At 69.5% G+C, this 26,510-nt stretch carries 22 protein-coding genes; 16 read left to right on the top strand and 6 right to left on the bottom strand.

Annotated elements, in window-relative coordinates; translation table 11 throughout:
• Positions 1-27: 27 nt before the first annotated feature.
• From gndA to BW971_RS16920, 3 genes are all read right to left on the bottom strand, one after another.
• Positions 28-1,518 (bottom strand): NADP-dependent phosphogluconate dehydrogenase, encoded by a 1,491-nt coding sequence (gndA, locus tag BW971_RS16930; protein ID WP_076481972.1) that lies wholly within the window; start codon positions 1,516-1,518, stop codon positions 28-30.
• A gap of 71 nt (positions 1,519-1,589) precedes the next feature.
• Positions 1,590-2,534, bottom strand: a complete 945-nt coding sequence (locus tag BW971_RS16925) for a M56 family metallopeptidase (protein WP_076481969.1) — start codon at positions 2,532-2,534, stop codon at positions 1,590-1,592.
• Positions 2,535-2,577: 43 nt separating this feature from the next.
• Positions 2,578-2,976 (bottom strand): BlaI/MecI/CopY family transcriptional regulator, encoded by a 399-nt coding sequence (locus BW971_RS16920; RefSeq protein WP_076481966.1) that lies wholly within the window; start codon positions 2,974-2,976, stop codon positions 2,578-2,580.
• Between the two features lie 339 nt (positions 2,977-3,315).
• Here BW971_RS16920 and BW971_RS16915 point away from each other — a divergent pair, with 339 nt between their 5' ends.
• The 8 genes from BW971_RS16915 (at position 3,316) to BW971_RS16880 (ending at position 9,709) form a co-directional block, all read left to right on the top strand.
• The gene (locus BW971_RS16915; RefSeq protein WP_076482164.1) at positions 3,316-3,699 is read left to right on the top strand and encodes a PaaI family thioesterase; all 384 of its coding nucleotides are present in this window, start codon (positions 3,316-3,318) and stop codon (positions 3,697-3,699) included.
• A gap of 7 nt (positions 3,700-3,706) precedes the next feature.
• The gene (locus BW971_RS16910) at positions 3,707-4,990 is read left to right on the top strand and encodes a DUF6986 family protein (RefSeq protein ID WP_076481963.1); all 1,284 of its coding nucleotides are present in this window, start codon (positions 3,707-3,709) and stop codon (positions 4,988-4,990) included.
• A gap of 99 nt (positions 4,991-5,089) precedes the next feature.
• On the top strand, positions 5,090-5,392 hold the full coding sequence (locus BW971_RS16905) for an urease subunit gamma (RefSeq protein WP_076481960.1): 303 nt from the start codon (positions 5,090-5,092) through the stop codon (positions 5,390-5,392).
• A 65-nt stretch (positions 5,393-5,457) separates the two neighbouring features.
• A complete protein-coding gene (locus BW971_RS16900; protein WP_407701234.1) occupies positions 5,458-5,769 on the top strand; it encodes an urease subunit beta in 312 nt (103 codons plus the stop codon).
• Positions 5,769-7,490: an urease subunit alpha gene (locus BW971_RS16895; RefSeq protein WP_076481954.1), complete on the top strand. Its 1,722-nt coding sequence runs from the start codon at positions 5,769-5,771 to the stop codon at positions 7,488-7,490. The genes BW971_RS16900 and BW971_RS16895 overlap by 1 nt, the downstream gene beginning before the upstream one ends.
• 53 nt (positions 7,491-7,543) lie before the next feature.
• Positions 7,544-8,185, top strand: coding sequence for an urease accessory protein UreF (locus BW971_RS16890; protein WP_076482161.1), 642 nt, complete (start codon positions 7,544-7,546; stop codon positions 8,183-8,185).
• Between the two features lie 45 nt (positions 8,186-8,230).
• Positions 8,231-8,911 carry an urease accessory protein UreG gene (ureG, locus tag BW971_RS16885; protein WP_076481951.1) on the top strand — a complete coding sequence of 227 codons (681 nt, stop codon included), beginning with the start codon at positions 8,231-8,233 and terminating at the stop codon, positions 8,909-8,911.
• 6 nt (positions 8,912-8,917) lie between these two features.
• The gene (locus tag BW971_RS16880) at positions 8,918-9,709 is read left to right on the top strand and encodes an urease accessory protein UreD (protein ID WP_076481949.1); all 792 of its coding nucleotides are present in this window, start codon (positions 8,918-8,920) and stop codon (positions 9,707-9,709) included.
• Here BW971_RS16880 and BW971_RS16875 read toward each other — a convergent pair.
• Together BW971_RS16875 and BW971_RS16870 are read right to left on the bottom strand one after the other, a co-directional pair.
• The gene (locus BW971_RS16875) at positions 9,697-11,181 is read right to left on the bottom strand and encodes an NAD(P)/FAD-dependent oxidoreductase (protein WP_076481947.1); all 1,485 of its coding nucleotides are present in this window, start codon (positions 11,179-11,181) and stop codon (positions 9,697-9,699) included. The genes BW971_RS16880 and BW971_RS16875 overlap by 13 nt on opposite strands.
• Before the next feature lie 102 nt (positions 11,182-11,283).
• Positions 11,284-11,844, bottom strand: a complete 561-nt coding sequence (locus BW971_RS16870) for a CGNR zinc finger domain-containing protein (RefSeq protein WP_143690432.1) — start codon at positions 11,842-11,844, stop codon at positions 11,284-11,286.
• Positions 11,845-11,954: 110 nt separating this feature from the next.
• On the opposite strand from BW971_RS16870, the gene BW971_RS16865 reads away from it, so the two are divergent.
• The gene (locus tag BW971_RS16865; protein ID WP_076481943.1) at positions 11,955-12,959 is read left to right on the top strand and encodes an EamA family transporter; all 1,005 of its coding nucleotides are present in this window, start codon (positions 11,955-11,957) and stop codon (positions 12,957-12,959) included.
• On the opposite strand, the gene BW971_RS16860 is transcribed toward BW971_RS16865, so the two are convergent.
• A complete protein-coding gene (locus BW971_RS16860) occupies positions 12,886-13,482 on the bottom strand; it encodes a GNAT family N-acetyltransferase (RefSeq protein ID WP_076482158.1) in 597 nt (198 codons plus the stop codon). The two genes, BW971_RS16865 and BW971_RS16860, sit on opposite strands and share 74 nt — an antisense overlap.
• A 395-nt stretch (positions 13,483-13,877) precedes the next feature.
• Here BW971_RS16860 and BW971_RS16855 point away from each other — a divergent pair, with 395 nt between their 5' ends.
• Genes BW971_RS16855 through recD form a run of 7 tightly spaced genes read left to right on the top strand, consistent with a single transcriptional unit; the run spans position 13,878 to position 26,484 of the window.
• The gene (locus BW971_RS16855; protein WP_234974453.1) at positions 13,878-15,260 is read left to right on the top strand and encodes an NAD(P)/FAD-dependent oxidoreductase; all 1,383 of its coding nucleotides are present in this window, start codon (positions 13,878-13,880) and stop codon (positions 15,258-15,260) included.
• The gene (locus BW971_RS16850; protein ID WP_083710237.1) at positions 15,257-16,039 is read left to right on the top strand and encodes a DUF1365 domain-containing protein; all 783 of its coding nucleotides are present in this window, start codon (positions 15,257-15,259) and stop codon (positions 16,037-16,039) included. The genes BW971_RS16855 and BW971_RS16850 overlap by 4 nt, the downstream gene beginning before the upstream one ends.
• Before the next feature lies 1 nt (position 16,040).
• A complete protein-coding gene (locus tag BW971_RS16845; protein WP_076481937.1) occupies positions 16,041-17,285 on the top strand; it encodes an SAM-dependent methyltransferase in 1,245 nt (414 codons plus the stop codon).
• 50 nt (positions 17,286-17,335) lie between these two features.
• Positions 17,336-17,818, top strand: a complete 483-nt coding sequence (locus BW971_RS16840) for an acyl-CoA thioesterase (protein WP_076481935.1) — start codon at positions 17,336-17,338, stop codon at positions 17,816-17,818.
• 7 nt (positions 17,819-17,825) lie between these two features.
• A complete protein-coding gene (gene recC / locus BW971_RS16835; protein WP_076481933.1) occupies positions 17,826-21,200 on the top strand; it encodes an exodeoxyribonuclease V subunit gamma in 3,375 nt (1,124 codons plus the stop codon).
• Complete coding sequence (locus tag BW971_RS16830) at positions 21,197-24,526, top strand: UvrD-helicase domain-containing protein (RefSeq protein ID WP_076481930.1); 3,330 nt, start codon at positions 21,197-21,199, stop codon at positions 24,524-24,526. The genes recC and BW971_RS16830 overlap by 4 nt, the downstream gene beginning before the upstream one ends.
• On the top strand, positions 24,523-26,484 hold the full coding sequence (recD, locus tag BW971_RS16825; RefSeq protein ID WP_083710196.1) for an exodeoxyribonuclease V subunit alpha: 1,962 nt from the start codon (positions 24,523-24,525) through the stop codon (positions 26,482-26,484). Before BW971_RS16830 ends, recD begins: the two co-directional genes overlap by 4 nt.
• Positions 26,485-26,510 lie beyond the last annotated feature (26 nt).

Raw genomic sequence — 26,510 nt, 5'->3', positions numbered from 1 at the left:
CGGCGACACACCCCGGCCGAGGATCGGTCAGGCCTCGACCTCGGAGCGGTCGTCGCTCCACAGCGTGTGGAACGTGCCCGGCTTGTCGATGCGCTGGTAGGTGTGTGCGCCGAAGAAATCGCGCAGCCCCTGGGTGAGCGCCGCAGGTAGGCGCTCGCTGCGCAGCGCGTCGTAGTAGGCGAGCGAGGACGCGAACGCCGGTGCCGGGATGCCCATCGTGGCGGCGGTGGCCACCACCCGGCGCCAGCTGTCCAGCGCGGTCTCCACCGCCTCGCGGAAGTACGGCGCGAGCAGCAGGCTGGGCAGTTCCGGGTTCTCGGCGTAGGCGTCGCGGATGCGGTTGAGGAACTTGGCCCGGATGATGCATCCGCCGCGCCAGATGGTCGCCAGATCACCGGGGTGCACGTTCCAGTCGTATTCCTGCGATCCGGCCGCGATCTGATCGAAGCCCTGGGCGTAGGCGACCACCTTGGAGGCGTACAGCGCGTTGCGGATGTCGTCGACGAAGGTGTCCGGGTCGGCGGGGGATGACGCCAGGTTGCCTGCGGCCAACCCGGTCGCCTGCGCGCGCTGGTCGGTGGCGCTGGACAGGGCGCGAGCGAACACTGCCTCGGCGATCCCGGTGGTCGGGATCCCGAGGTCGAGCGCCGACTTCACGGTCCACCGACCGGTGCCCTTCTGTCCGGCGGCGTCGGCGATCACGTCGACGAGCGGTGTGCCGGTCTCGGCGTCCACCTGCGAGAGCACCTCGGCGGTGATCTCCACCAGATAGCTGTCCAGGTCACCGGAATTCCATTCCCGGAAGACGTCGGCGATCTTGTCGACCGGCAGGTCCAGTGCCTTGCGCATCAGGTCGTAGGCCTCACCGATGAGCTGCATGTCGGCGTATTCGATGCCGTTGTGCACCATCTTCACGAAGTGACCGGAGCCGTCGGGCCCGATGTGGGTGCAGCACGGCTCGCCGTCGACATGGGCGGAGATGGACTCCAGCAATGGTCCGAGCGAGGTGTACGACTCGGCGGGGCCGCCCGGCATGATGGATGGACCGTTGAGTGCACCCTCCTCGCCGCCGGAGATGCCCGCCCCGACGAAGTTCAACCCGCGCTCCGACATCGCCGCCTCGCGACGGATGGTGTCGGTGTACAGCGAGTTGCCGCCGTCGATGATGATGTCGCCCTCGTCCATCAGGTTCGCGAGTTCGTCGATGACGGCGTCGGTGGGTTCACCCGCCTTGACCATGATCAGCACCCGGCGCGGCTTCTCCAGAGCTGCGACGAACTCCTCGGTGGTCTCGGTGCGGACGAAGTCGCCCTCCGACCCGTGCTGGTCGAGAAGGGCGTCGGTCTTGGCGACGGTGCGGTTGTGCAGGGCGACCCGGTGGCCGTGTCTGGCGAAGTTGCGCGCGATGTTCGACCCCATCACCGCGAGCCCGGTGACGCCGATCTGGGCCAGGCCGGTGTCGGCGCTCGACTCCTGTGCGGTGGCATTCGACGGTGTGCTGGACGCTGATTCGCTCATGTCCTGAGCTTAGGTGGTCGGTGGACCGGTCGTCCCGGGTCTGTGGCGGACAACCTCGGCGGGGAAGAACCTCAGGTGAGGAGCCGGCCGAGTTCGGTCAACCACGGGATGGCGACCGCGAGGGTGGGGATCACCAGGATCGCGCCCGCCGCGAGATAGGCGAGGACACCGGGGAGCGGTGACACCTCCGTCTCGGCGAGCCGCTGGACCCGGGTCACCGCGGTTCGGCCGCCGACGGCCAGCGCGCCGCTGGGTGCGGTGGCGCCTGCGCAATGCACCAGTGCGCGTCCCAGCGGGGTCGGTCCCACGGCGCGCACCGCCTGATCGTCGGCGAGCAGCTCGACGAGCAACTCCACCGCACCCAGGGCCGACGTGCTCCGCACGAAACGGGGGAAGGCCTCGTGCACGGCGACGAACGCCTCCAGCACCAGATCGTGGCGGGCGCGCAGGTGCGACCGCTCGTGAGCGACCACCGCACACAGCTCGTCGTGGCTCAACCGGGCCACCACCCCGTCGCTGATCACCAGCCGACTGCGCAGACCCGGCAGGCAATAGGCCATCGGAGTGTCGACGGCGATCATCCGCACGTCGTCGGCGCACAGCGGACCGCCCTCATCGGGTCGGTCGAGCTGGGCCAGGAGGTCGATCATCTGGCGGTGCGCGTTGCGTCGGGAGCGGGTACGCACGCCGACCCGCACGGCGGTGAACATCAGCCGCGCACCGATCAGGAGGGTCAGCAGGAACACTCCCGCGTAGACCGACCAGGCGAACCATCCGAGATGGGCGATCTCGTCGAACGGATCGGCCAGTGGGCGGCCATCGGGACCGAGCACGATGAGGTTCTGGGCGACGGCGAGGCCGCAGCTGAACGCCGACAACACCGCTGCCAACGCGATCGACTGCCACAACACCAGTGCGGCCCGTGGCGCGTGCAACGGCCACCGTGCGCGCGACAGCAGGTCGGGGACCGGCCCCGTCAGGATCAGGGCCACCACCCCGAACACAACAGCTGTCACAACGTCTTCCTCGAGATCGGCGTCGAACGCACCGTGGCGCGTCTCAGAGGCTTTCGGAAGCCCGACGACTCGTCTCGAGTTCGTCGAGCGCGCGCCGCAGCGCATCCGCCTCGTCGGCACCCACCCGTCCCACGAACGACACCAGTGCGGCCTCCCGCGAGTGTGACTCGTCGACCTCGCGGAGGGCGTCGACCATCAGGCCGGCGACCATGTCCTCACGCGGTCGGGTGGGGCTGTAGCGGTGAGCGCGATCGTCACGGATCTGCGCGACCAGGCTCTTCTTCGCCAAGCGCTGGAGCACCGTCATCACCGTGGTGTACGCGAGTTCGCGATCCACCGACAAGCCGGCGTGGACCTGGCGCACGGTTTGCGGCGCGTCGACGGACCACAGGTGATCCATGACCGCGCGTTCCAGTTCGCCCAAGCCGCTCATCCTCCGCATTTTAACTCCCCGGGCCGCAGACCAGTGCAGTCAGCACCGGCACGAGTCGATGTCCGTCCGGTGTCGGGGACGAGGCGAGGAACGGCAGTTGACATGTAGGTAAGGATAACCTATGTTCATTTCAGCGTCGGATCGCGTGAGAGTCCTGAGGGCTGCAGAGACCCCCGATCCACGTCCGGATGGGCCCCGCATCTCCAGCAGATGCGGGGCTCATTCAATTCTCGGTCGTCGTCGACACCCGGTTGTCCGGTCGGTGGTGCTGATCGCGCAAGATGGACTCACCTGTGCTGATCTGGAGAGACGGAGGGCCGCGTGAGCGAGTCGGACGAGTTGGAGTACATGTCCACCGGGTTGGACGAGACCCTGGGCCTGGAACTGGTCAGCGCCTCCGGCGACGGTTCACGCGCCACCATCGAGATCGGTCCCCGGCATCTACAGCCGTTCGGCATCGTGCACGGGGGCGTGTATTGCGCGGTGGTGGAGAGCCTCGCGAGCATCTCCGCGGCGGTGTGGCTGCGGGAGACCGGTGTCGACGGCCTGGTGGTGGGTGTGAACAACAACACAGACTTCCTCAAGTCGGTGCGTGGGGGTCGTCTCACCGCCACCTCGCGGCCGGTCCACCGTGGTCGCCGCCAGCAGCTGTGGAACGTCGACATCGTCGACGTCGACGACCGGCTGGTGGCCCAGGGGCGGGTGCGGTTGCAGAACCTCGAGAACTCCTGAGCGACCGATGGGTCAGGACCGATCGGGCAGCGGCGAAAGGGTCATGTCGGCGTCGGCGCGGCAGCGGGTGGAGGAGGTGCTGTCGGCGGTCGACACCCGACTGGCGGCCGGCTATCCCGGTGATCGGGATGCCGCCCAACCCGCGCACACGGTGTACGTGCCCGCCGACCGCGTGGAGGTGACGACCCCGCAGCAGTGGGGCGAGCAGGCCGTCGCCCTGTTCGACGAGTCCCACGCCACCGTGTCCGACCTCGACTCCGCCGGTGCGGCGGACGCGGTTCGGGAACGCCTGCGTGGCGAACCGATCGTCGACCTGCGCATCGACCTCGAGGACGGCTACGGCTGGCGTCCCGACGAGACCGAGGATGCCGATGCTCGCCGGGCCGGGCGAGTTCTCGCCGCCTGGGCGGATGTCGACCGGTCGGCGAACGCGGGGCCGATCACCGCAGGGCCGACCACCGCGGGGGTGCGCGCCAAAGGGCTCGGTGCGGTGGAACGGCGCCGTGGACTGCGCACCCTGGAACTCGTGCTCGACGGTGCGGGTGGGGTGCCCCCGGGTTTCGTCGTCACCGTGCCCAAGTTCCGCGCGGTCGAGCAGGTCGACGCGGTGCTGCTGATCTGCGAGGAGCTCGAACGGGTGCACGGTGTGCCTGCCGGTGCGCTGCGCTTCGAGCTGCAGATCGAGAGCCCCCAGGCGGTGGTCGGCGCCGACGGCACCGCACCGCTGGCCGTGGCCGTGCACCGGGCCGGTCCGCGGCTGGTCGGGCTGCACTACGGCACCTACGACTACAGCGCCGCCTGTGGGATCGTCCCGGCCCAGCAGTCGTTGGAGCACCCGGTGGCCGACCACGCGAAATCGGTGATGCTGGCCGCGTCGGCACAGACCGGGGTCTGGGTCAGCGACGGGTCCACCCAGGTCATCCCGGTCGGCGAGCCCGCGGAGGTCGACGCGGCGCTGCGCAGGCACTTCCGGCTGGTCACCCGCTCGTTGGAACACGGGCTGTACCAGGGCTGGGACATGCATCCCGGACACCTGGTCACCCGCTGGCTGGCCGTCTACACCTTCTTCCGGCGAGCGTTGCCCGTCGCGGCGGGTCGACTGCAGAACTACTTCGACCGCCAGGACTCCGGCATCATGGACGAACCCGCGACCGCACAGTCGCTCGCACTGGTGCTGCTGCGCGGACTGTCCACCGGTGCCCTGGACGACGCCGACGTCACCGCCATCGCCCCGTCCTGCGGCCGCGAGGCGCTGGTGGAGTTGCGCCGCCGGGCGGGCGTCGTCGACTGAGTCCGCCCGCGTTTCTCGTGCCGAGCCGACCGGCCGTCCCCGTGGCACTATGAGTCACCCGAGAGATCGCCCGCGAGGGCCTGGCGCAGAGGAGCCGCGGTGCGACTGTCCCCGCACGAACAGGAGCGGTTGATGATCTCCTACGCCGCCGAGCTCGCGCGCAGGCGTCAGGGTCGTGGGCTGCGGCTGAACCACCCGGAGGCGGTCGCGCTCATCACCGACCACATCCTCGAGGGCGCTCGCGACGGTCGGTCGGTGACCGAGTTGATGAGCAGCGGTCGCGAGGTGCTGGGTCGCGACGACGTGATGGACGGGGTGCCGGAGATGCTGCCCGACGTGCAGGTGGAGGCGACGTTCCCGGACGGCACCAAACTCGTCACCGTGCACCACCCGATCTCCTGACCCCGACTCTCCTGACCTCGTCTCCCAGCACCCATCCCCCAGAGAGGAGTCCGATGGCCGACAGCATCATCCCCGGCGAGATCGTCTGCGCCGCCGGCGACATCGAGCTCAACGCGGGGTCCCCGGAGACCACTCTGAGCGTGGTCAACACCGGCGACCGGCCGGTGCAGGTGGGCAGTCACGTGCATTTCCCGCAGTCCAATGCGGCGCTGGATTTCGATCGTGCGGCCGCTCATGGGCTGCGGCTGGACATCCCGGCGGGAACTGCCGTCCGGTTCGAACCCGGAATCGAGATGACGGTGACGCTGGTGCCGCTGCGTGGCGCCCGTGAGGTGTGGGGCATCTCCCTCGACCCGCCCGGCAGATTGGATTCCTGATGGTCTCGCTGAGTCGCGAACGCTACGTCGAACTGTTCGGCCCAACCGTCGGCGATCGCATCCGGTTGGCCGACACCGATCTGCTCATCGAGGTCACCGAGGACCGCAGCGGAGGTCCCGACCGTGCGGGTGAGGAGGCCGTCTTCGGTGGCGGCAAGGTGATCCGCGAATCGATGGGTCAGGGCCGGGCCACCCGCGCCGAGGGCGCCCCCGACACCGTCATCACCGGGGCCGTCGTCCTCGATCACTGGGGTGTGGTCAAGGCCGACGTCGGCATCCGCGACGGCCGCATCGTGGCGCTGGGCAAGGCGGGGAATCCCGACACCATGGACGGGGTGCACCCCGACCTGGTCATCGGGCCCTCCACCGAGGTCATCGCGGGCAACGGCAGGATCCTCACCGCGGGCGGCATCGACTGCCACGTCCACTTCATCGCGCCGACGATCATGGCCGAGGCGCTCGGCAACGGGATCACCACCCTGATCGGCGGGGGCACCGGCCCGGCCGAGGGCAGCAAGGCGACCACCGTGACTCCGGGGTCGTGGCACCTGGCGACCATGCTGCAGGCACTCGACCCGTGGCCGATGAACATCGCGCTGCTCGGCAAGGGCAACACCGTCAGCGAGGCGTCGATGCGCGAGCAACTGCGCGCCGGGGCGTCGGGGTTCAAACTGCACGAGGACTGGGGGAGCACCCCGGCGGCTATCGACGCCTGTCTGCGGGTGGCCGACGAGACCGGGGTGCAGGTCGCGCTGCACTCCGACACCCTCAACGAGGCCGGATTCGTGGAGTCGACGCTCGGGGCCATCGCCGGGCGGAGCATCCACGCGTACCACACCGAGGGCGCGGGAGGTGGTCACGCGCCGGACATCATCACGGTGGCGTCGCACCCGAACGTACTGCCCAGTTCCACCAACCCGACCCGGCCCTACACGGTCAACACGCTGGCCGAACACCTGGACATGTTGATGGTGTGCCACCACCTCAGCCCGTCCATCGCCGAGGACCTGGCCTTCGCGGAGAGTCGCATCCGCGGCACCACCATCGCCGCCGAGGATCTGCTGCACGACCTGGGTGCCATCTCCATGATCGGGTCGGACTCACAGGCGATGGGGCGGATCGGCGAGGTGGTGCTACGTACCTGGCAGACCGCACACGTGATGAAGCAGCGACGTGGGGCGCTGCCCGGCGACGACCGCGCCGACAACCAGCGGGCGCAGCGCTACATCGCCAAGTACACGATCTGCCCGGCTGTCGCGCACGGTCTCGACCACGAGATCGGGTCCGTCGCCGATGGCAAACTCGCCGATCTGGTGCTGTGGGAGCCCGCGTTCTTCGGGGTGCGCCCGCATCTGGTCATCAAGGGCGGAGCCATCGCCTGGGCGCAGATGGGTGACGCCAACGCCTCCATCCCCACCCCGGAACCGGTGCTGCCGCGACCGATGTTCGGGGCCGCGCCGCGGCCGGCCGCGGAGACGTCCATCAGCTTCGTCGCCCAGCAGGCTCTCGACGACGGCATCGCCGACCGGCTCGGCCTGCAAGGTCGCCTCGTCGCGGTGAAGGACACCCGCTCGGTCGGCAAGGCCGACATGACCAACAACGACGCCACCCCCGAGATCACCGTCGACGCGGACACGTTCACGGTGCACATCGACGGCGAGGTGTGGCAGGAACAGCCCGCCGAGTCCCTGCCGATGGCCCAGCGCTACTTCCTGTTCTGATCGTGGACCCGTCTGCATCGGTCACCGCCGGACCCTCGTCGCAACTCGCGACGATGCTCGCCCTGGCCGACTCACGCCTGCCGGTGGGCGGCCACGTGCACTCCGGCGGGGTGGAACAGGCCATCGCCGACGGCTCCGTGCGCTCGATCCCGGCGCTGCGCGACTTCCTGGTCCGGCGGATGTCCACGGCCGGACTGGTGTCGGCGTCCATCTGCGCCGCGGTCGCCGACGGTCGGTTGTCGGTGGAACGGGCGCATCGGGAGACCGACGCCAGGACCCCCTCGCCGTCGGCCCGCGCAGCATCCATGGTCCAGGGCCGGGGCATGCTGCGGTTGGCCAGGAGGGTGTGGCCTGAGCGGCCCGGTGCGGGTCCGCGGCAGGCGGACTGGTCGGTCTACCCGGTACGTCCACATCTGCCGGTTATCGCGGGTGGGGTGGCCGCGGTGACCGGACTCGACGCCCGGCAGGCAGCATTGGTCCTCGTGTACACCACGATGACGGGTTCGGCGACGGCCGGGCAACGCCTGCTGGCCGCCGACCCCGGTGACATCGCGGTGCTCACCTTCGAGCTGGCCCCGTTGTGCGAGCAGATCGCCGCCCGCGCCGCGGCGGAGCTCGCCGACCTGTCCGACCCGCTGTTCGACGTACTCGCCGAACGGCACCAGCGGCGCGAGATCCCGCTCTTCGCATCATGATCGGGCTCGCGACCGCGCGATGAAGTACCGAGTGAAGGAGTTGTCATGCCCCCACATCTGATCGACGGTGAACCGCACACCCACGACCACCCCCGGCGGGTCCGACGCCCGGGTGACCCGCTGCGCATCGGTATCGGTGGTCCGGTCGGATCGGGGAAGACAGCGCTGGTCGCGGCCCTGTGTCGGCAGTTGCGCGACGAGCTGTCGGTGGCCGTGCTGACCAACGACATCTACACCACCGAGGACGCCGACTTCCTGCGCCGCAACGCTGTTCTGCCCGACGAACGCATAACCGCGGTGCAGACCGGCGGCTGCCCGCACACCGCGATCCGCGACGACATCACCGCCAATCTCGACGCCATCGACGACCTGGTGGAGGCGAACCCGCCGCTGGACCTGATCCTGGTGGAATCCGGCGGCGACAACCTCACCGCCACGTTCTCGACCGGCCTGATCGACGCCCAGATCTTCGTCATCGACGTCGCAGGCGGTGACAAGGTGCCCCGCAAAGGCGGTCCGGGGGTGACCTTCTCGGATCTGCTGGTGGTCAACAAGACCGACCTGGCACCGCAGGTGGGTGCCAGCCTGCAGGTGATGGCCGATGACGCCGCCCGGGTTCGGGAGGGCAGGCCCACCGCGTTGATCTCGCTGACCGACGATCCCGCAGCGACCGAGGTGCTGGCCTGGGTGCGCACACAGTTGGCGGCCGTGCCGGCGGGTGCCTGACCACCGGTGCACACCGAGGTCGTCATCTCCGCGATCGCTGGTCGGTCGCCGAGGATCCACGCCGTCGGCGGGCTCGCCGTGCGACAGACCGGTCCGCACCGACTGCATCTGGTCTCCGCAGCGGCCACCCCGCTCGGCGGTGACACCATCCGCGTCGTCGTGCGGGTGGCACCGGGGGCACGACTGCACCTGACCGCGGTGGCGGCCACCATGGCGATGCCGTCGCGACCGGACCGCACGTCGTACGCCGACTGGGAGGTCGAGGTCGGTGCCGGGGGGCGGCTGCTGCTGGATCCGCTACCGACGCTGGTCGCCGGCGGTGCCGACCACGAATCCGTGTGCCGGGTGTCGGCTGCGGTCGACGCCTCGGTCACCGTCACCGAGGCCGTGCAGATCGGCCGCACCGGGGAGACGGCAGGTGCCTGGTCGGGACGGTTGGACGCCGACATCGACGGGACGCCCGTGCTGCGCCACCGGCTCGAATTGCCGCTGGCCGACCCGTCCCGGCTCGGTCAGCCCGCCGCGCCCACAGTGCGGTGCGCGGTCAGCACGCTGACCCACCCCGACCCACGGCCCACGGCGGTCTCCGACACCGAGGTGTGTGCGCGGCTGGTCCTCCCCGCCTCGTCGGTCACCGGATCATCCCCGTCGACCACCCTGACCACCGCGATGGGGCGGTCGTTGACCGCGGTGCGCGCGGCCATCAGCGCACTCGACCCCGCACCCGCGACCGGCGCGGTCGCGGAGAACGGGGTCGGTGAGGACAGGCCCCAGGGTCGTCCGGCTCAGCTGGCCTGAGTCTCGGCGTCGGGTGCGTCGTCCTTGTCGGCGGTGGTCGTGCTCTCCACCCCGGTGTCACGATCGGCGTCGGCGGTGGTGACCGGCGGGATCTCCACCGCATCGGCGTTGCGTCGCCTGCTGGAGATCTGCTGCAGCTGACCCAACGCGGTGCGGGCGTAGACCTGCTGTTCGGTGACCACCAACTGTGAACGGTTGGGGGTGGAGAACGCGAACAGCCAGTCGATGGTGGTGGCCAACCGGTTGCGGAAACCGACGATGTAGATCAGGTGGAGGAACAGCCACCCGATCCAGGCCAGGAATCCTTCGGTCTCGATGACCTTCTTGGTTCCGGGGATCGGGATCTGTGCCACCGCGGCGAACCGGGAGATCGTGGCCATCGACCCCTTGTCCCAGTATTTGAACGGTGCGCGCTCCTGGGGGGACTTGCCCGCCAACCCGGCCTCGATGGCCTTGGCGGCGTACCGGCCGCCCTGGATCGCGCCCTGGGCCTGGCCGGGAACGCCGTCCACGGCCATCATGTCCCCGACGACGAACACGTTCGGCTGCCCCGGGATCGACAGATCGGGGAGCACCTTCACCCGCCCGGCCCGGTCCAACTCGACGTCGCTCTGATCGGCGAGATCGCTACCCAACGGCGACGCCGCCACACCCGCCGACCACACCTTGCACTGGCATTCGATCCGCCGGGTCGTGCCGTCCTTCTCTTTGACGGTGATGCCGTCGTAGTCGAGGTCGACGACCATCGCGTTGAGCTGGATCTCCACGCCCATCTCCTCGAGGCGCTCCGCAGCCTTCTTCCCGAGCTTCTGGCCCATCGGGGGCAGCACCGCGGGCGCGGCGTCGAGGAGGATCACCCGCGCCTTGGTCGGGTCGATGTTGTGGAAGGTGCCCTTCAGGGTCTTGTCGCTCATCTCGGCGATCTGACCCGCCAACTCCACACCGGTGGGACCCGCACCGATGACGACGAACGTCAGCAGTCGGGCTTGCTCGGCGGGGTCGTCGGAGAGCTCGGCCTGCTCGAACGCACCCAGGATGCGCCCACGGAGTTCGAGTGCGTCGTCGATGGTCTTCATACCCGGGGCGAACTCGGCGAAATGGTCGTTGCCGAAGTACGACTGGTTGGCGCCCGCGGCGATGATCAGGCTGTCGTACGGGGTCTCGGTGACCCGTTCCAGCAGACGCGACTTCACCACCTGACGCTGCAGATCGATGTGTTCCACATCACCCAGCACCACCGCGGCGTTGCGTTGCTTGCGCAGCACCACCCGGGTGGCGGGGGCGATCTCGCCCTCGGAGATGATCCCCGTCGCGACCTGGTACAGCATCGGTTGGAACAGGTGATGCGTCGTGCGCGCGATCATCGTGACGTCGACGTCGGCCGACCTCAACTCGTGCGTTGCCGTCAGACCGCCGAAACCGGAACCGATCACCACCACGTGGTGACGGTGCGAACCACCCGCAGGGCTCATGGGAATCTCCTGTCGTTCGTGGACGTGCGTCCACCGCGCTCGACGGCAGACCTCGGCCCAACGGTAGTCAATGCGGGGCGTTCGGTCGCGGGGAAGGGGCGATCACGCCGTGGCGTCGCGATCGGCGCCGGCCAACCGCCTGCGGTAGGCGGCCACGTTGGTTCGGTTGCCGCAGTTGCGTTCGGCACAGAACCGGCGCGATCTGTTCCTGGACAGATCCACCAATACGCAGTCGCAGTCGTCGGCGGCGCAGGTCGCGAGTCGATCGAGCTGCCCGCCGCGGATCAGGTCGACGAAGGCCATCGCGGCCTCGGCGCCCATCCGATGGGCCAACGGGGCGTCGACATGGGTGACGTGGATGTGCCAGTCCCAATCGTCGTGTCTCGTCAGATAGGGGCGTGCGTCCACAGCCTCGAGGATCGCGTTGGCCTCGGCGGCGGCATCGTCGGTGGTCATCTGCCAGAACTGCGCGAGCTGGTGACGCAGGGCGCGTACCTCGTCGAGTTCGGCGACCGTCTGGTCACGCCGCCCCCCGAACCGCCAGTGGTCGAGGAAGGCCGTCAGTGCATCGGTCGTGGTCAGGCCGTCGTCGGCGAGGCGAGCGGTGTTGACCAGCGCGGCCGCCGACTGCAGCGCGACATCGGTGTCATGAGCAAAAAGCACATTGACTCCTGACATGGTGGTCGGGTAAATGTAAGGAGTGTAAGCGACTATCGGTGATGACTGCGCCGATCAGGTCACTGTCGGCGTCGAGGTGCGGGACGAGGTGTGTGATGAGTGCTCGGGTGGGAACGCCTGTTGCCGCGGGTGTCGCGGTGGCGGTGACCTCCGCGACCACGTTCGGCACTTCCGGCCCGCTGGCCAAGGCGCTCATCGACAGCGGCTGGTCGTCGTTGACGGTGACCCTGGTCCGCCTGGGTCTGGGCACCGTGCTCATCGCGGTCCCGATGCTGGTCGTCGGTCGGCGTCGTCTGCGCACGATCGCCAACGCACCGTGGTTGGTCATCGGGTACGGCGTCTTCGGCGTGGCTGTCACCCAGTTGTTCTTCTTCAACGCGGTCCGTCATCTCGACGTCGCGGTCGCCCTCCTGATCGAGTACACGGCCCCGGTCCTGGTGGTCGGGTACGAGTGGGGGATCCGCAGACGCCGTCCGCCGGTACTGACCCTGACCGGTTGCGTGGTCGCCCTCACGGGGTTGTGTGTGGTGATCGCGGGTGGTGGTTCGGGTCTCGGAGTGGACCCGATCGGGGTGCTGTGGGGCCTGGGTGCCGCGGTCGGACTCGCGGGATACTTCATCTTCGCCACCGACGACGTGGTCCGGTCGCCTGGTGCGGTCGATCCGTTGGCGCTGGTCTGCGGAGGCCTCGTGGTGGGGACCACGCTCATCGGGCTGGTCGGCGCGACCGGTCTGCTGCCCGTGCGGATCGGTGACGAGACGGTGCGTCTGGCCGGATCCACCGTCCCCTGGTGGACCGCCACGGTGGCCATCGCGCTGGTGTCCACGGCGATCGCCTATGCGGCGGGCGTGGTCGCGGTGCGGTCGTTGGGGGCCACGGTCGCGTCGTTCGTGTCACTGCTCGAGGTCGTGTCCTCGGCGGTCTTCTCGTGGCTGCTGCTCGGCCAGACCATCACCGCCTGGCAGATGGTGGGCGCCGCCACCCTCCTCGCCGGCGTGGTGGGTGTGCAGATCGGCGGCGCAGGCGTCAGGCGATCAGATGCGAGATCGGTCGCGCCGACCGAGCCCACGGGAACCGCGCCGTCTCCCACTCGGACCTGAGGAGTTCGTATTCCACCTCGCCGCGCTCATCCCGGTCGCGGCGGTCCCCGTCGGCGGCGTGGTGCAGCCCGGCCAGATGCATGCCCGACTTCTCCATCACCCGCCGCGACGCGGTGTTCGCCGCCATCGTCCCGGCGAACACCCGCAGCGTCCCCAACTCACCGAAGGCCAGGGTCATCATCGCTCGGGACCCCTCGGTGCCCAGCCCACATCCCCACAGGTTGCGACGCAACCGGTAGGTCAACTCCAGCTCGGGACCGCGCGAATGGCGGGGTGCGCGCAGGCTGAACCACCCGGCGAAACCCATCCGCACGTCCACCGCGGCCCATATCCCCACACCCGGGCGCCGGGCCATCTCGTCGATGGCACGCGGGATCACCCACTCGGCGATGGTGTCGGCGGGCGTCGGGGTGCCTCCGCTGACGTATCGCATGACCGTGGGGTCGCTGTCGAGACGTACCAGCTGGTCCGCGTCGGCCGTCGTGATGGGCCGTAACACCATGCGGTCGGTCTCGATGATCACCGTGCTCCCGTCTGCCGGTCGTTGGAGATGACTCTCGTCGATGTCGACTCCCGCCACCCGGGGACTGCCCTCGTCCGAAGGTCCGCGGCACACACGCGACTGTCGAATCACGGTCGGCAGCCCAGCCGACCGGCCAGACGGTGTGCGGCGGGGTCGGATCAGTATCGTACGACGCAGACAGCGCCGCGGGCGTTCGGCGGCATGAGTGTGTCGCGACGGTGCGTGGGATCGCGGTCACACCCATCCGTGGAGTGGGGCCGGGCCGAATGGACGGTGTCGAGGTCGCCCGAATGCACGACAAGCCGGACCGGCCCAGACTCGGAGAACACGGGTAGCGACGACAACGGACCCGGACGCGAACGGCAACGACGGACCGACGGTGTGAGGGAGGCGATGTGGCGGCCATCAACGACGCGGCGACGGGGCGGCGTCCCAGCGTCGGCGTCATCGGGTCCGGGGTGTCCGGGCTGACCGCCGCCTACCTCTTGCACGACACCCACGCCGTGACCGTCTACGAGGCCGACCGACGTGCGGGCGGCCATGCCCACACGCACACGGTCGACGACGGTGACCGCCGGCTGTCCATCGACACCGGTTTCATCGTGCACAACGAGATCACCTATCCGTTGCTGCGCAAGCTCTTCGGTCGACTCGAGGTGGCGACCACACCGACCGAGATGAGCATGAGCATCGCCGACCGCCGCGGACGGTTCGTCTACGCGGGCGGCCGGGGGATCGGTGGCGTCTTCGCCCAACGGCGCCGGGTCGCCGATCCGCAATTCCTGGGTATGTTGATGCAGGTCAAACAGTTCCATCGGGCGGCGTCGCAGTTCCTGGACATCGGTGAGGACGACGATCTGACCACCTTCGGACAGTTCCTCGCCGACCACCGGTTCGGTCGGTACTTCATAGATCGCTACGCGCTGCCCCTGGTGTCGTGTGTCTGGTCCGCAGGCGCCAGGACCTCGTTGGACTATCCCGCGCGCTATCTGTTCGCGTTCCTTCGCAACCACGGCATGCTCACCGTCACCGGGTCGCCCACCTGGCACACGGTCACCGGTGGGTCGCGCCAGTACGTCGACCGGATCCTCGCGACGCTCGACGACGTGCGACTCGGCACCGCGGTGACCGGAGTCCGTCGAGATCGCGACGGGGTGGAGATCACCGATGGTGATGGCCGCACCCAGCGATTCGATCGCGTCGTCGTCGCCACCCACCCCGACCAGGCACTGGAACTGCTCACCGATCCCACCCGCGCGGAACGTGCCGTGCTCGGCGCGTTCGGGTACACACCCAACGTCGCCCTCCTGCACACCGATGCCTCGGTCATGCCCCGTTCCCATCGCGGGTGGGCGTCCTGGAACTACCTGATGAGCGAGGGATCGGACCCGGACGGCATGCGCGATCGTGACGGCGCCGCCGGCGACAACGCTCCTCCGGGGGTCACCTACTGGATGAACCGGCTGCAGGCTCTCGACGCCGGCCGCGACTACTTCGTCAGTCTGAATGCCGGCGACCGGGTGGACCCGAGGTCGGTCATCGCCGAGATACACTACTCGCACCCGCAGTACACCCCCGCAGCGGTGGCCGCGCAGGCCCACCTGCCCGCGCTGAACACCACACACACCGCCTTCGCCGGGGCTTACCACGGCTGGGGATTCCACGAGGACGGTTGCCGATCGGGAACCCTGGCCGCCGAGCACTTCGGTGCGGGTTGGTCCGACGGCACCACCGCCGCGTCGGTCTCTACGACCACCGGGGCCGGAGGTGCGTGGTGAGCGTCGCCGCGACCGCGGGTTACGACGACCTGCCCGCGCTGCCCGCCATCGTCGACGGCGTCGTGCGTCACCGGCGGATGGGCCCGGTGGCGCACGCCTTCCGGCACCGGGCCTACGAGTGGCTCGTCGATCTCGACCACCCGCCACGGCCGGGCGCCTTGCTGAGCAGGGTCGCCACCTTCCGCGCCGGAGACCATCTGGGTGCCCCACCCGACGACGACCGTGGGACCGCGGTCATCAAGGCCAACGTGCTCCGCTATCTCGCGACCAACCACATCGATCTCGGACCCGATCCGCGCATCGTCATGCTCGCCAACGCGCGGGTCCTCGGCTACGTCTTCGACCCGCTGTCGATGTACTGGTGCCACGACGCGACCGGGCGTCTGCGGTGTCTGGTGGCCGAGGTGCACAACACCTACGGCGAACGCACCGCGTACCTCCTGGAACCCGACGATGATGGCCGCTCCCAGGTCGAGAAGACCTTCTACGTCTCCCCGTTCAACGACGTGTCCGGCCGGTACGAGATCCGGGCCACGGCCACGCCCGCGCGGGTCGCCGTCTCGATCACCCTGCACCGCGACGGTCGAGAACCGTTCGTCGCCACCTTCACCGGCGTACCCCGGCCGGCGACCCGTGGGGCCACCGTGCGCGCCGTCACCCGGATGCCGTTGATGCCCCAGCGCGCCCGCGGTCTCATCACCGTCCACGGGATCTGGCTGTGGGCCCGCGGCCTGCGCATCGTTCCCCGTCCCGTTCACCATCCGCCGAAAGAGGTGTGAGATGCAACCGATCGTCGAACCGTCCTGCATGCGTCGTCCCGTGCTCCGGAATCGGTGTCTCACCGCGGCGGTGGCACGCAAGTTCGTCGGTTACGCCATCGACCATGCGCCGGTCCGGGTGCGGTTTCCGGACGGCGCCGTGCGTGGAGCGGGCGACGCCGGCAGTGAGGTGCTCGAGATCGTCCACCCCACCGCCATGTTCGAGCGGATAGGACACAGCCCCAAGATCGGTCTCGGCGAGGCGTACATGGCCGGTGACTGGAAGGCAGCGGAGGGCAGCGACCTCGGTGCCCTGCTGACGCCGTTCGCGGAGCGGCTGACCTCGCTGGTCCCCGAGCCGTGGTGGAAGCTCCGCGCCTTCGTCGACCGCCGACAACCGGCGCAGAGCCGCAACTCGCTCGCCGGCTCACGCCGCAACATCGGAGCCCATTACGACCTCAGCAACGAACTGTTCGCCGCCTTCCTGGACCCCTCGATGAGTTACAGCTCGGCACTGTTCGACGAGTCCGTGCCGTTCGCCGAGCAGGACCTGCACACCGCGCAGTTGCGCAAGATCGACTCCATCCTCGACATGGCCGAGGTCCGGGACGGCACCCGCGTGCTCGAGATCGGCAGCGGCTGGGGGGCATTGGCCATGCGGGCGGCAGAGCGTGGCGCACTGGTCACCACCGTCACGCTGTCCACCGAGCAACTCGAGTTGGCCAAGCAGCTGGTCTCCGAGGCCGGACTCACCGATCGTGTCGACATCCGGTTGCAGGATTACCGCGACGTGCGCGGCAGCTACGACGCCATCGTCAGTGTGGAGATGATCGAGGCGGTCGGCGAGGAGTACTGGCCCACCTATTTCCGCTCCCTCGACCAGTTGCTCGCCCCGGGCGGGGTGGTCGCGATCCAGGCGATCATGATGCCGCACGACCGGATGCGCGCCACCCGGCGCTCGTGGGGATGGATCCAGAAGTACATCTTCCCCGGTGGTCTGATCCCGTCCCTGGAGGCGATCGACGACACCGTGGCCGCCCACACCTTGTTGACCCGCACCGACCGGCACGAGTTCGGTCAGCACTACGCCGAGACGCTGCGTCGCTGGCGCCACCGGTTCCTGGAGAACTTCGCCTCGGTGACCACCGAGGAGTTCGACGAGACCTTTCGCCGGATGTGGGAGTACTACCTCGCCTACAGTGAGGCCGGCTTCGCCTCGGAGTACCTGAAGGTCAGCCAACTGCGATTCGAGCGGGTGCGACCGTAGCGGTTCTCGTGGCCGAGGTCGTGTCCGCGGCCCCCGATAGGGTGTAGCCGATGACCGAGCTCTCGAACCACCCCGGCACCTCCACCCTCGACGGTGGCGATCCCGATCGACCGGACGTGCGCACCGATGTCGACGTGGCCCTGCGTTGGGGTGACATGGACGCCAACGGTCACGTCAACAACGTGCAGGTGGCCCGCCTCATCGAGGAGGCCCGCGTCCGCATCGTGTCGGGCTGGGTCGCCGATCTCGGCACCGATCAGTCGTTCGTGGTCGCCCGGCAGGAGGTGGAGTTCGTCGCCTCGATCGCCTACGACCTGCGACCGGCCCAGGTGTCGGTGTGGGCCAGCCGCATCGGCGGACGGTCGTTCGATCTGGCCTGCGTTCTGGTCGACCCGCGCGGCACGCTGAGTGTCCGCGCCGAGACCCGTCTGGTCGCCGTGGACGCGACCGGGTCCGTGCCGCTGCCGGACGGCTTTCGCGCCGTACTGGCCGGACATCTCGCGCCCGCACCCCGGTTCCGTAGCCGCGACTAGGGCCGTCGTGTTCATCCTGCACCGCGCCGAGCGCACCGACACCCTGGTCGACGTGCTCGCCGAGGTGGTCGCCGACCCGCTCGAGGACCCGTTCGCCCCGGAGGTCGTGGCGGTGCCCGCCCGGGGGGTGGAACGCTGGTTGCGGCAGTCGCTGGCCACCCGCCTCGGCGTACCGCAGGGGAACGTCTCCGGCGCCGGCGTGGCCGCGAACATCGACTTCCCTTCGCCGGTCGAACTCACCGACCGCATCACCGCGGAACTGCGCGGTTTCACGACCTCCGACCGCCCGGACGGCACCGCGGACCCGTGGACCGGCACGGCGCTGCTCTGGCAGGTGCTCGCGGCGATCGACCGGGTGGCCGGAGACCCCCAGTGTGCGGTGCTCGCCCGGCACATCGGGCGTCGCCCGGACGGCGGTGCCGATCCACGACGGTCCGGCCGCCGCTTCGCCACCGCCGCACGTCTGGCCACCGTCTTCCGCGGGTATGCCGCCCAGCGACCGGCGATGCTCGTCGACTGGGCCGCGGGGTTCGACGGTGACGGCCTCGGGGGTGAGTTGGACCCCGATCTGCGGTGGCAACCGCATCTGTGGCGGTCCATCCGTACGGCCACCGGGGTGCCCAGCCCGGCCGAGGAACTCGACGCGTTGTGCGAACGTCTCATCCTGACCCCGGAGGCGGTCTCCCTGCCGGCCCGGTTGGCCGTCTTCGGACCCACCCGGCTGGCCGTCGAACAACTGCGCATCCTGGACGCCGTGGGCGCCCACCGCGACGTGCACCTGCTGATCCCGCACCCGAGCGACGCGCTCTGGCGGTCGGTGGATGCCGACATCGCTCGGCTCACCGGCGATGGGGTAGCCGTCGGATCTATGCGCCGCAAGGACTTCCGGACCAGCCCGGTGGCCCACCCGCTGCTGGCCGGGTTGTCCCGCGACGTCCGCGAACTGCAGGCCCGGTTGAGCGGGCTCATCGACCGGGATCATCATCACGCGACGGTCGAGCACGCGACCGCGACGTCCGGGGGCGGGGTGTTACACCGGTTGCAGGACGGTCTGCGTCGCGACGACCCGCAACCCGTCGACACCGCCACCGCGCCGGACACCACGTTGGGGGTGCACGCCTGCCACGGCCCCGACCGACAGGTGCAGGTGATGCGGGAGCGGCTGCTGCGGCTGTTCGCCGACGATCCCACGCTCGAGCCGCGCGACGTCATCATCATGTGCCCGGACGTGGAGACCTACGCGCCGCTCATCCGCGCAGCCTTCGGTGCACCGTCGGCGAAACATCCGGGGCACGCGGTGCGGGTGCGACTGGCGGACCGTGATCTGCGACAGACCAACGCCATCCTCGACGTGGTCGCCACCGTCGTCCGCTTGGCCACCGCGCGGGTCACCGCCACCGAACTGCTCGATCTGGCCGGTCGAGAACCGGTCCGCCACCGTTTCGGTTTCACCGACGACGACCTGCAGACGATGACCGACTGGGTCGCCGAGACCAACATCCGCTGGGCGCTGGACGACGTGCAGCGTAGATCCCATGGTTTGCCCGGTTTCCCGCAGAACACCGTCGACACCGGACTGGACCGGGTGCTGCTGGGGGTCAGCGCCGACGAGACCGAACTGGCCTGGCTGGGTCTCGCGCTACCGCTGGACGACGTGGAGAGCACCGACATCGACCTGGCGGGCCGATTCGCCGAGTTCGTCGCCCGCCTGCAACACCTCGTGGCGGTGCTGCGCGGGGTGCAGCCGGTCGCCGACTGGGCTGGCCACCTCGAACAGGTGGTCGGCGAGTTGACCGACACCACCCGGGACGACAGCTGGCAACGCGCGCAGGCGTTCCGATCCATCACCGCCCTCACCGAGCACGCCGGACCCGACCTCCTGAGCCACGCCGATGTGGTCGCGATGACCGACCGGATGGTCGCCGCCCGGCCGACCAGGGCCAACTTCCGCACCGGCGAGCTGACCGTCTGCACGATGGTCCCCATGCGGTCGGTGCCGCACAGGGCCGTCATGCTGTTGGGCCTCGACGACGACGTGTACCCGCGGTCCACCCGGCTCGACGGCGACGACGTGACCGGTCGCACACCCTGTGTGGGCGAGCGTGATCCGCGCAGTGAGGACCGTCAGTTGCTGTTGGACGCGGTGATGTCGGCGACCGAGCACCTGAGCATCTACTACACCGGTGCCGATCCGGTGTCGGGTCTGCGCCGCCCCCCGGCCGTGCCGGTGTCCGAGTTGATCGACGCGGTCACCCCGTTGCTGGAACCCGGGACCGCGTTGACCCGGCGGCATCCCCTGCACGACTTCGACGCCGACAACTTCCGCGCCGACAGTCCACTGGCGGTGTCGGGCGAGAGTTTCAGTTTCGACACCGCGGCCCTCGCGGGGGCCCGCGCCGTGGTTCGGCCGCCTGTCCGGGCGGCGCGTGTGCAGCTCGGTGGGCTGTCGGCGGCCCCTGAGGGCGACGTCGACCTCGCCGATCTCGTCGCCTTCGTCGAACACCCGGTGAAGGCGTTCTTCCGCCAGCGCGCCGAGCTCACCATCTCCGAGCGCGACGACGACATCGCCGACGACCTCGATGTCGACCTCGACGGTCTGGCGAAGTGGCAGATCGGCGAGCGGATACTGCGTGCGCGGATCGCTGGTGCCGAACCGGGCACCCTGCGCGCCGCCGAATTCCGGCGTGGCACCCTGCCCCCGTTCGGCTTCGGTCTGGAGACCATGAACGCCATCGACGCGGACGTCGACCGGCTGATGCGCGAGGTGACACCACGGCTCACCGAACCGGTCACCAGCATCGACATCTCTCTCGGGCTGCCCGGTGGACGTCGACTGTCCGGCACGGTGCCGTCGGTGTTCGGTGGCACCATCGTCACCGCCACCTACTCACGTCTCGGCCCGGTCCACCGGCTGGCCGCCTGGGTGCGCTTGCTGGCCGTCGCGGCGTCGGGACGGGTCTCGAACCCGAGCGCTGTCGCGGTCGGTCGCGGGCGCTACGGCTCCGGCACCTCCACGCTCACCGCCCCCGACGACCCGCTCGACATCCTCGCCGGTCTCGTCGGTCTACGCGATCGGGGGTTGCGCGCACCGCTCCCGGTGGCCACCAAGGCTACCGCTCTGTACGCGACGCGACGCCGTCAGGGTGTCGACGAACATCCCGCTCTCTCCACGGCCGGTGACGAATTCAGCGGCAGATACGGCGAACACGGTGACCGTTACCTGCGGTTCGCCTTCCCCGGCGGCTTCGACGACCTCACGTCGTTCCCGGCCGCCGACGGGCCTGTGCTCGCTGACGTGACCGCCGAGCACACCGAGTTCGGCGCGGTCGCCGGTGCGCTGTGGAATCGCCTGCTCGACGACGAGAAGGTGCGGGGATCATGACCGCCCAGCCGCGGTTGACCCCCGCCGCCTTCGAGGTCACCGGCGCCCCGCCCACGGGTACCACCGTCTTGGAGGCCAGCGCGGGCACCGGTAAGACGTTCGCCATCGTCGGCCTCGCGGCCCGACTCATCGCCGAGGGGCTGGACATCTCGGAGCTGCTGTTGGTCACCTTCAGCCGATTGGCCAGTGCCGAACTGCGAGAACGCACCCGCGATCGGTTGGCTCGCCTGGAGGTCGCGCTGCGGGACCCGGTGGCCGCCGCCGAGGATCCCGACGAGCTGACCGCCTTTCTCGCGCGGGGGGCCATCGACGAGGTCGCGCTGCGACACCGTCGGGTCGCCGATGCGTTGTCGAACTTCGACGCCGCCACCATCGCGACCACGCACACCTTCTGCAGCCGGATGCTCGACTGGTTGGGGATCGCCGGGGAGGCCGAGAGCGACGTCACCCTCGTCGAGGAGGTCGACGAGCTCACCGCGGAGGTCGCAGGCGACGTATTCCTCAACCGGTTCGCTCGCAACGGTCCCGCCTTCGCGTACAAACACGCCGGCGAGATCGCCAAACAATCGGTGCGACAGCGCTATGCCGACCTGCGTCCCGACGGCGCGGCCGACGGCGAGGTGGTCGACGACCCGGAGGTCGCCGCCCGTCTGGAGTTCGCGACGGTGGTCCGCAGGGAGGTGGATCGACGCAAACGGCTACACCGCATCCGGGACTACGACGACCTGCAGCTCACCCTGCGCGACGTACTCCGCGACCCCGACCACGGGGCAGCGGCCGCCGCGCGCATCCGGGAACGGTTCTCGGTGGTGCTGGTCGACGAGTTCCAGGACACCGACCCGGTGCAATGGGAGATCTTCCGCCGCTGTTTCCACGGCCATCGCACCCTGGTGATCGTCGGCGACCCCAAGCAGGCCATCTACTCGTTCCGCGGTGCGGAGGTGCTCAGCTACCTCGACGCGGTCGCACACGCCGATCACCACCAGGTGTTGCCGGTCAATCACCGCACCGACGCGCCGCTGCTCGCCGCGCTGGATCACCTCTACGGTGGTGCGGCCCTGGGCAACGACCAGATCGTGGTGCACACCGTCGGTTCGTCCCATGCCGAGCCGAGAGTGCACGGCGGTGAGCCGCTACGGTTGCGGCAGGTGATTCGGGCCGGACATCCGCTCAAGAAGACGGGTTTCCCCACGGTGGGCCTGATGCGGGACGCCGTGGTCGACGACGTGGCCGCCGACATCGCCGACCTGCTCGCCGGGGGGCGGGCCATCGACGCCGCCGACGGAACCCGGCCGCTGGCCGCCGGTGACGTGGTGGTGCTGGTCCGCAGGCGTGATGTCATCCCCACCCTGCAGGAGAAGCTCGCCGACCACGGCGTGGTGTCGGTGGTCGGCGCCGGACGCAGTGTGTTCAGCACCGACAGTGCGCGGCATTGGTTGTGGTTGCTGCAGGCGGTCGAACAACCCGGCCGCACGTCGCGAGCTCGGCTGGCCGCGCTCACCCCGCTGATCGGTCGCCGCCTCGCCGAACTGGACGACGGTGGTGAGCAGGTCGTCGCCGAACTGTCGCGCCTGCTGCGGGACCTGTCGCGGCTGTTCGCGACGACCGGGTTCGCGGCCCTGTTCGAACACCTCTCCGGTGCCACCGATCTCGAGGCGCGAGTGCTCGGGACCGAGTCGGGGGAGCGCATCCTCACCGACCTCCGTCACGTCGCGTCGTTGTGCAACACCGTGGTGGTCAACGAGGGCATGGGTCTCGCGGCGCTGATCCGGTGGCTCGCCGACCGTATCGACGACCCCGCTCTGGGCAATCAGGCCGATCAGAGCCGCAGACTCGACAAGGACGCGCACGCCGTGCAGATCATGACCGTGCACGCCAGCAAGGGATTGCAGTTCCCGGTGGTGTACGTGCCGTTCGGCTGGGACGCGGCCAAGAGCTTCGACAATCAGACGTTGTCGCTGCACGACGCGGCCGGCCGACGGCTGCTCGACGTCCGCGGACCCGACGCCCGGGGTTACCGCGTCCAGCAGGACATCGCCGACGACGAGGAGTCCGGCGACGACCTGCGATTGTTCTACGTGGCCGTCACGCGTGCCCAGTCGCAGGTGGTCGTGCACTGGGCCCCGAGTTACAACACCAAGGACTCGGCACTGCAGCGCATGCTGTTCGGTCGAGACCCCGGATCCGCATCACCCGGTGGGGTGCCTGCTCGCTCGGTGTCGGTGCCCGACGACAACACCGTGTTCACGCGGTTGCAGGAATGGGCCGGTCCTCGCGCCGACCTGATCGGCATCGAGCGGGCCGTCGCGCAGACGCCGGTGGTGGTGGCACCGACGGACGACACCGTGACGCCCGAGCTGACGGTCTCCCGCTTCACCCGCACCGTCGACACGACCTGGCGCCGAACCTCGTATTCGGCAATCGTCGCCGCAGCCGATCACAGCCTGCCGGTGGTCACCGACGAACCCGAGGAGTCGCTCACCGACGACGAGCCCGACGACGCCGACGATCTGCTCGTGGTGCCCTCTGGCACACCCGGAGGCGCACCGTCGCTGATGAACGCGATGCCTTATGGCGCCGCTTTCGGCACCCTGGTCCACGAGATCCTGGAGGAGATCGACACCGGCGCCGACGACCTGACCGCCGAGGTGACCGCCCGATGCGCCGCCGCCGTCGGTCGGCGACTCGTGGACGTGGACACCGAGTTGCTGGCCACCGCACTGATGGGGGTGCTGCGCACTCCGTTGGGCTTCGGTGATCTCGCCGCGATCACACCGTCGGACCGGTTGTCGGAGTTGGACTTCGAACTGCCGTTGGCCGGTGGTGACATCGCGCGCCCGGGTGCGGCGACGGTGGCCGGAATCGCCGACGCGATGGCCGAACACCTGCCGTCCGGGGACCCCCTCGTCGGTTACCCCGCGCGCTTGCGGGAGGTGTCGGACCTGCCGTTGCGCGGATTCCTGGTCGGCAGCATCGACGCGGTGCTCCGTGTCGACGGCCCGCGCTTCGTGGTCGTCGACTACAAGACCAACCGACTCGGCACCGGTGACCTCACCGTCGGCCATTACACCCGATCGGCGATGGCCGAGGAGATGATGCGCGCGCACTATCCGTTGCAGGCCCTGCTGTATTCGGTGGCGTTGCACCGGTACCTGCGTTGGCGATTGCGCGGATACGACCCGCGACGACATCTGGCGCCGGTGCAGTACCACTTCGTCCGCGGTATGGCCGGCCCGGACACCCCTGCCGATCACGGGGTCTTCGAATGGGCCATCCCGGCCGACCTGGTGAGCGCGGTCTCGGAGTTGTTGGCGGGAGGGTCATGACCACGTCGGTGACGGGCACCCAGGACCCTGGAGACGGTTCGGAGAGATCCGTTCGGGCGGCCGGTGACGCGCAACTGGTCTCCGGTGCCCGGGGTCTGGTGGCGGAATTCAACCGGGCGGGGGTCTTGGACGCCGCCGACGTGCACGTCGCGCGTCGGCTCTCCGCCCTCGCCGGGGTGCCGACGGTCGACGAGGTGGAGCTTGCCGCCGCCTTCGCCGTCCGCGCGGTACGGGCTGGTTCGGTGTGCGTCGAACTGGACCGGTTGCGCGACATCGTGTTCGACGGCGACACCGAGGGGTTGCCGTGGCCGGATCCGGAGACCGTGATCGCGGCGGTCCGGGCCAGTCCGCTGGTCCAGGGTTCCGCGGCGGGGCCGCTGCGACCACTCTGTCTGGTCGACACCGACGAGGGTCCACTGTTGTACCTCGACCGTTATCACCGGCAGGAGAACACAGTCCGCCGCATTCTCGACGAGCGTGGCGAGTCGTCTGATGCCACCGACGAGCGCAGCGATGCGGCCGACGGTCCGGGCCGGGTCCGCGACGCCCTGGACCGCTACTTCCCCCGGGGTGATGGCCCGGACCGGCAGCGGATCGCTGCCGCCGTCGCGGCGACCACCCGTACATCGGTGATCGCCGGTGGGCCGGGAACCGGCAAGACGCACACCGTCGCCCGGGTACTGGCGGTGTTGCGGCATCTACACGGGTCCGGAAGGGGGGACGCCGCCGACGACGGACCGCGCATAGCGCTGTGCGCACCCACCGGCCGGGCCGCTGCGCAATTGCAGTCCGCGGTCTCCGCGCAGTCCGCGGAGATCGGCCTACCCGATACTCTCTCCGCGGTCACCATTCACCGGCTCCTCGGCTGGGCTCCCGGCAGCAGCAGTCGTTTCCGACACCACGCGACCAATCGGTTGCCGCACGACGTGGTGGTGGTCGACGAGACGTCGATGGTGTCGCTCACGCTGATGTGCCGACTGCTCGAGGCGATTCGACCCGACGCGAGACTCATCCTGGTGGGCGATCCCGACCAACTCGCCTCGGTCGACGCCGGCGCGGTTCTCGCCGATCTGGTGGCCCGTCCGTCCGCTGCCCGGTTGTCCGCCCATACCGCCGAACTGATCCGCCCCGATGTCGACGCACCGGCGACCGATGACGAGCCCGCCGTCGACGCCGCGGAGACCGAGGGGTTCGCCGCCGGGGTGGTCCGGTTACGCCGCCGTCGTCGCTTCGGTGGCGACATCGCGGCGGTGGCCGACGCCGTCCGCATCGGCGACGCCGACGCAGTGGTCGACCTGATGCGATCAGGATCGTCGGCGCTGAGCCTGGTCGGCCTCGACGAGCTCGGCGAGCTCCGCGCGGACGTGACGGGGTGGGCGGTGGATCTGCAACGTGCGGCGACCGCGGGTGACGTCACCGCGGCTCTTGACCTGTTGAACCGGCATCGGGTGCTGTGTGCGCACCGTGAGGGCGCGGCGGGCGTGACCCGCTGGTCGCGTCAGGTCCAGGACTGGGTCCGCGACGCGGGGGCCCGGATTCCCGTCGATGTCTGGTACCCGGGTCAGCCGTTGCTCATCACCGCCAACGATCCCGCGGTGGAGTTGTACAACGGCGACACCGGCGTGGTCGTCGCCGGGCCGCGCGGTGAGCCGGTCGCCGCGTTCCGCCGCGGTGTCGATCGCCGGCAGGTGCACCCCGGACTACTGGCCGATGTGCAATCGGTGTACGCGATGACCGTGCACCGCAGTCAGGGCAGTCAGTATCGGTCGGTGTCGATCATCCTCCCTCCCGAGGGATCGTCGCTGCTGACGCGGGAACTGCTGTACACCGCGATCACCCGCGCCGCCGCCCACGTGCGGATCGTCGGCAGCGTCGAGGCGCTGCGGGCCGGAGTCGACCGCAAGGTGTTGCGAGCCAGTGGACTACGATCCGTACCGCGCCATACCTCCGCCGGTTGAACCCGCTTGTCGCAGCTCCGCCTGCC

The sequence above is a fragment of the Williamsia sterculiae genome, assembly GCF_900156495.1.
GTDB classification, from domain to species: domain Bacteria; phylum Actinomycetota; class Actinomycetes; order Mycobacteriales; family Mycobacteriaceae; genus Williamsia_B; species Williamsia_B sterculiae.
This window is presented reverse-complemented; position numbering and strand designations above follow the sequence as displayed.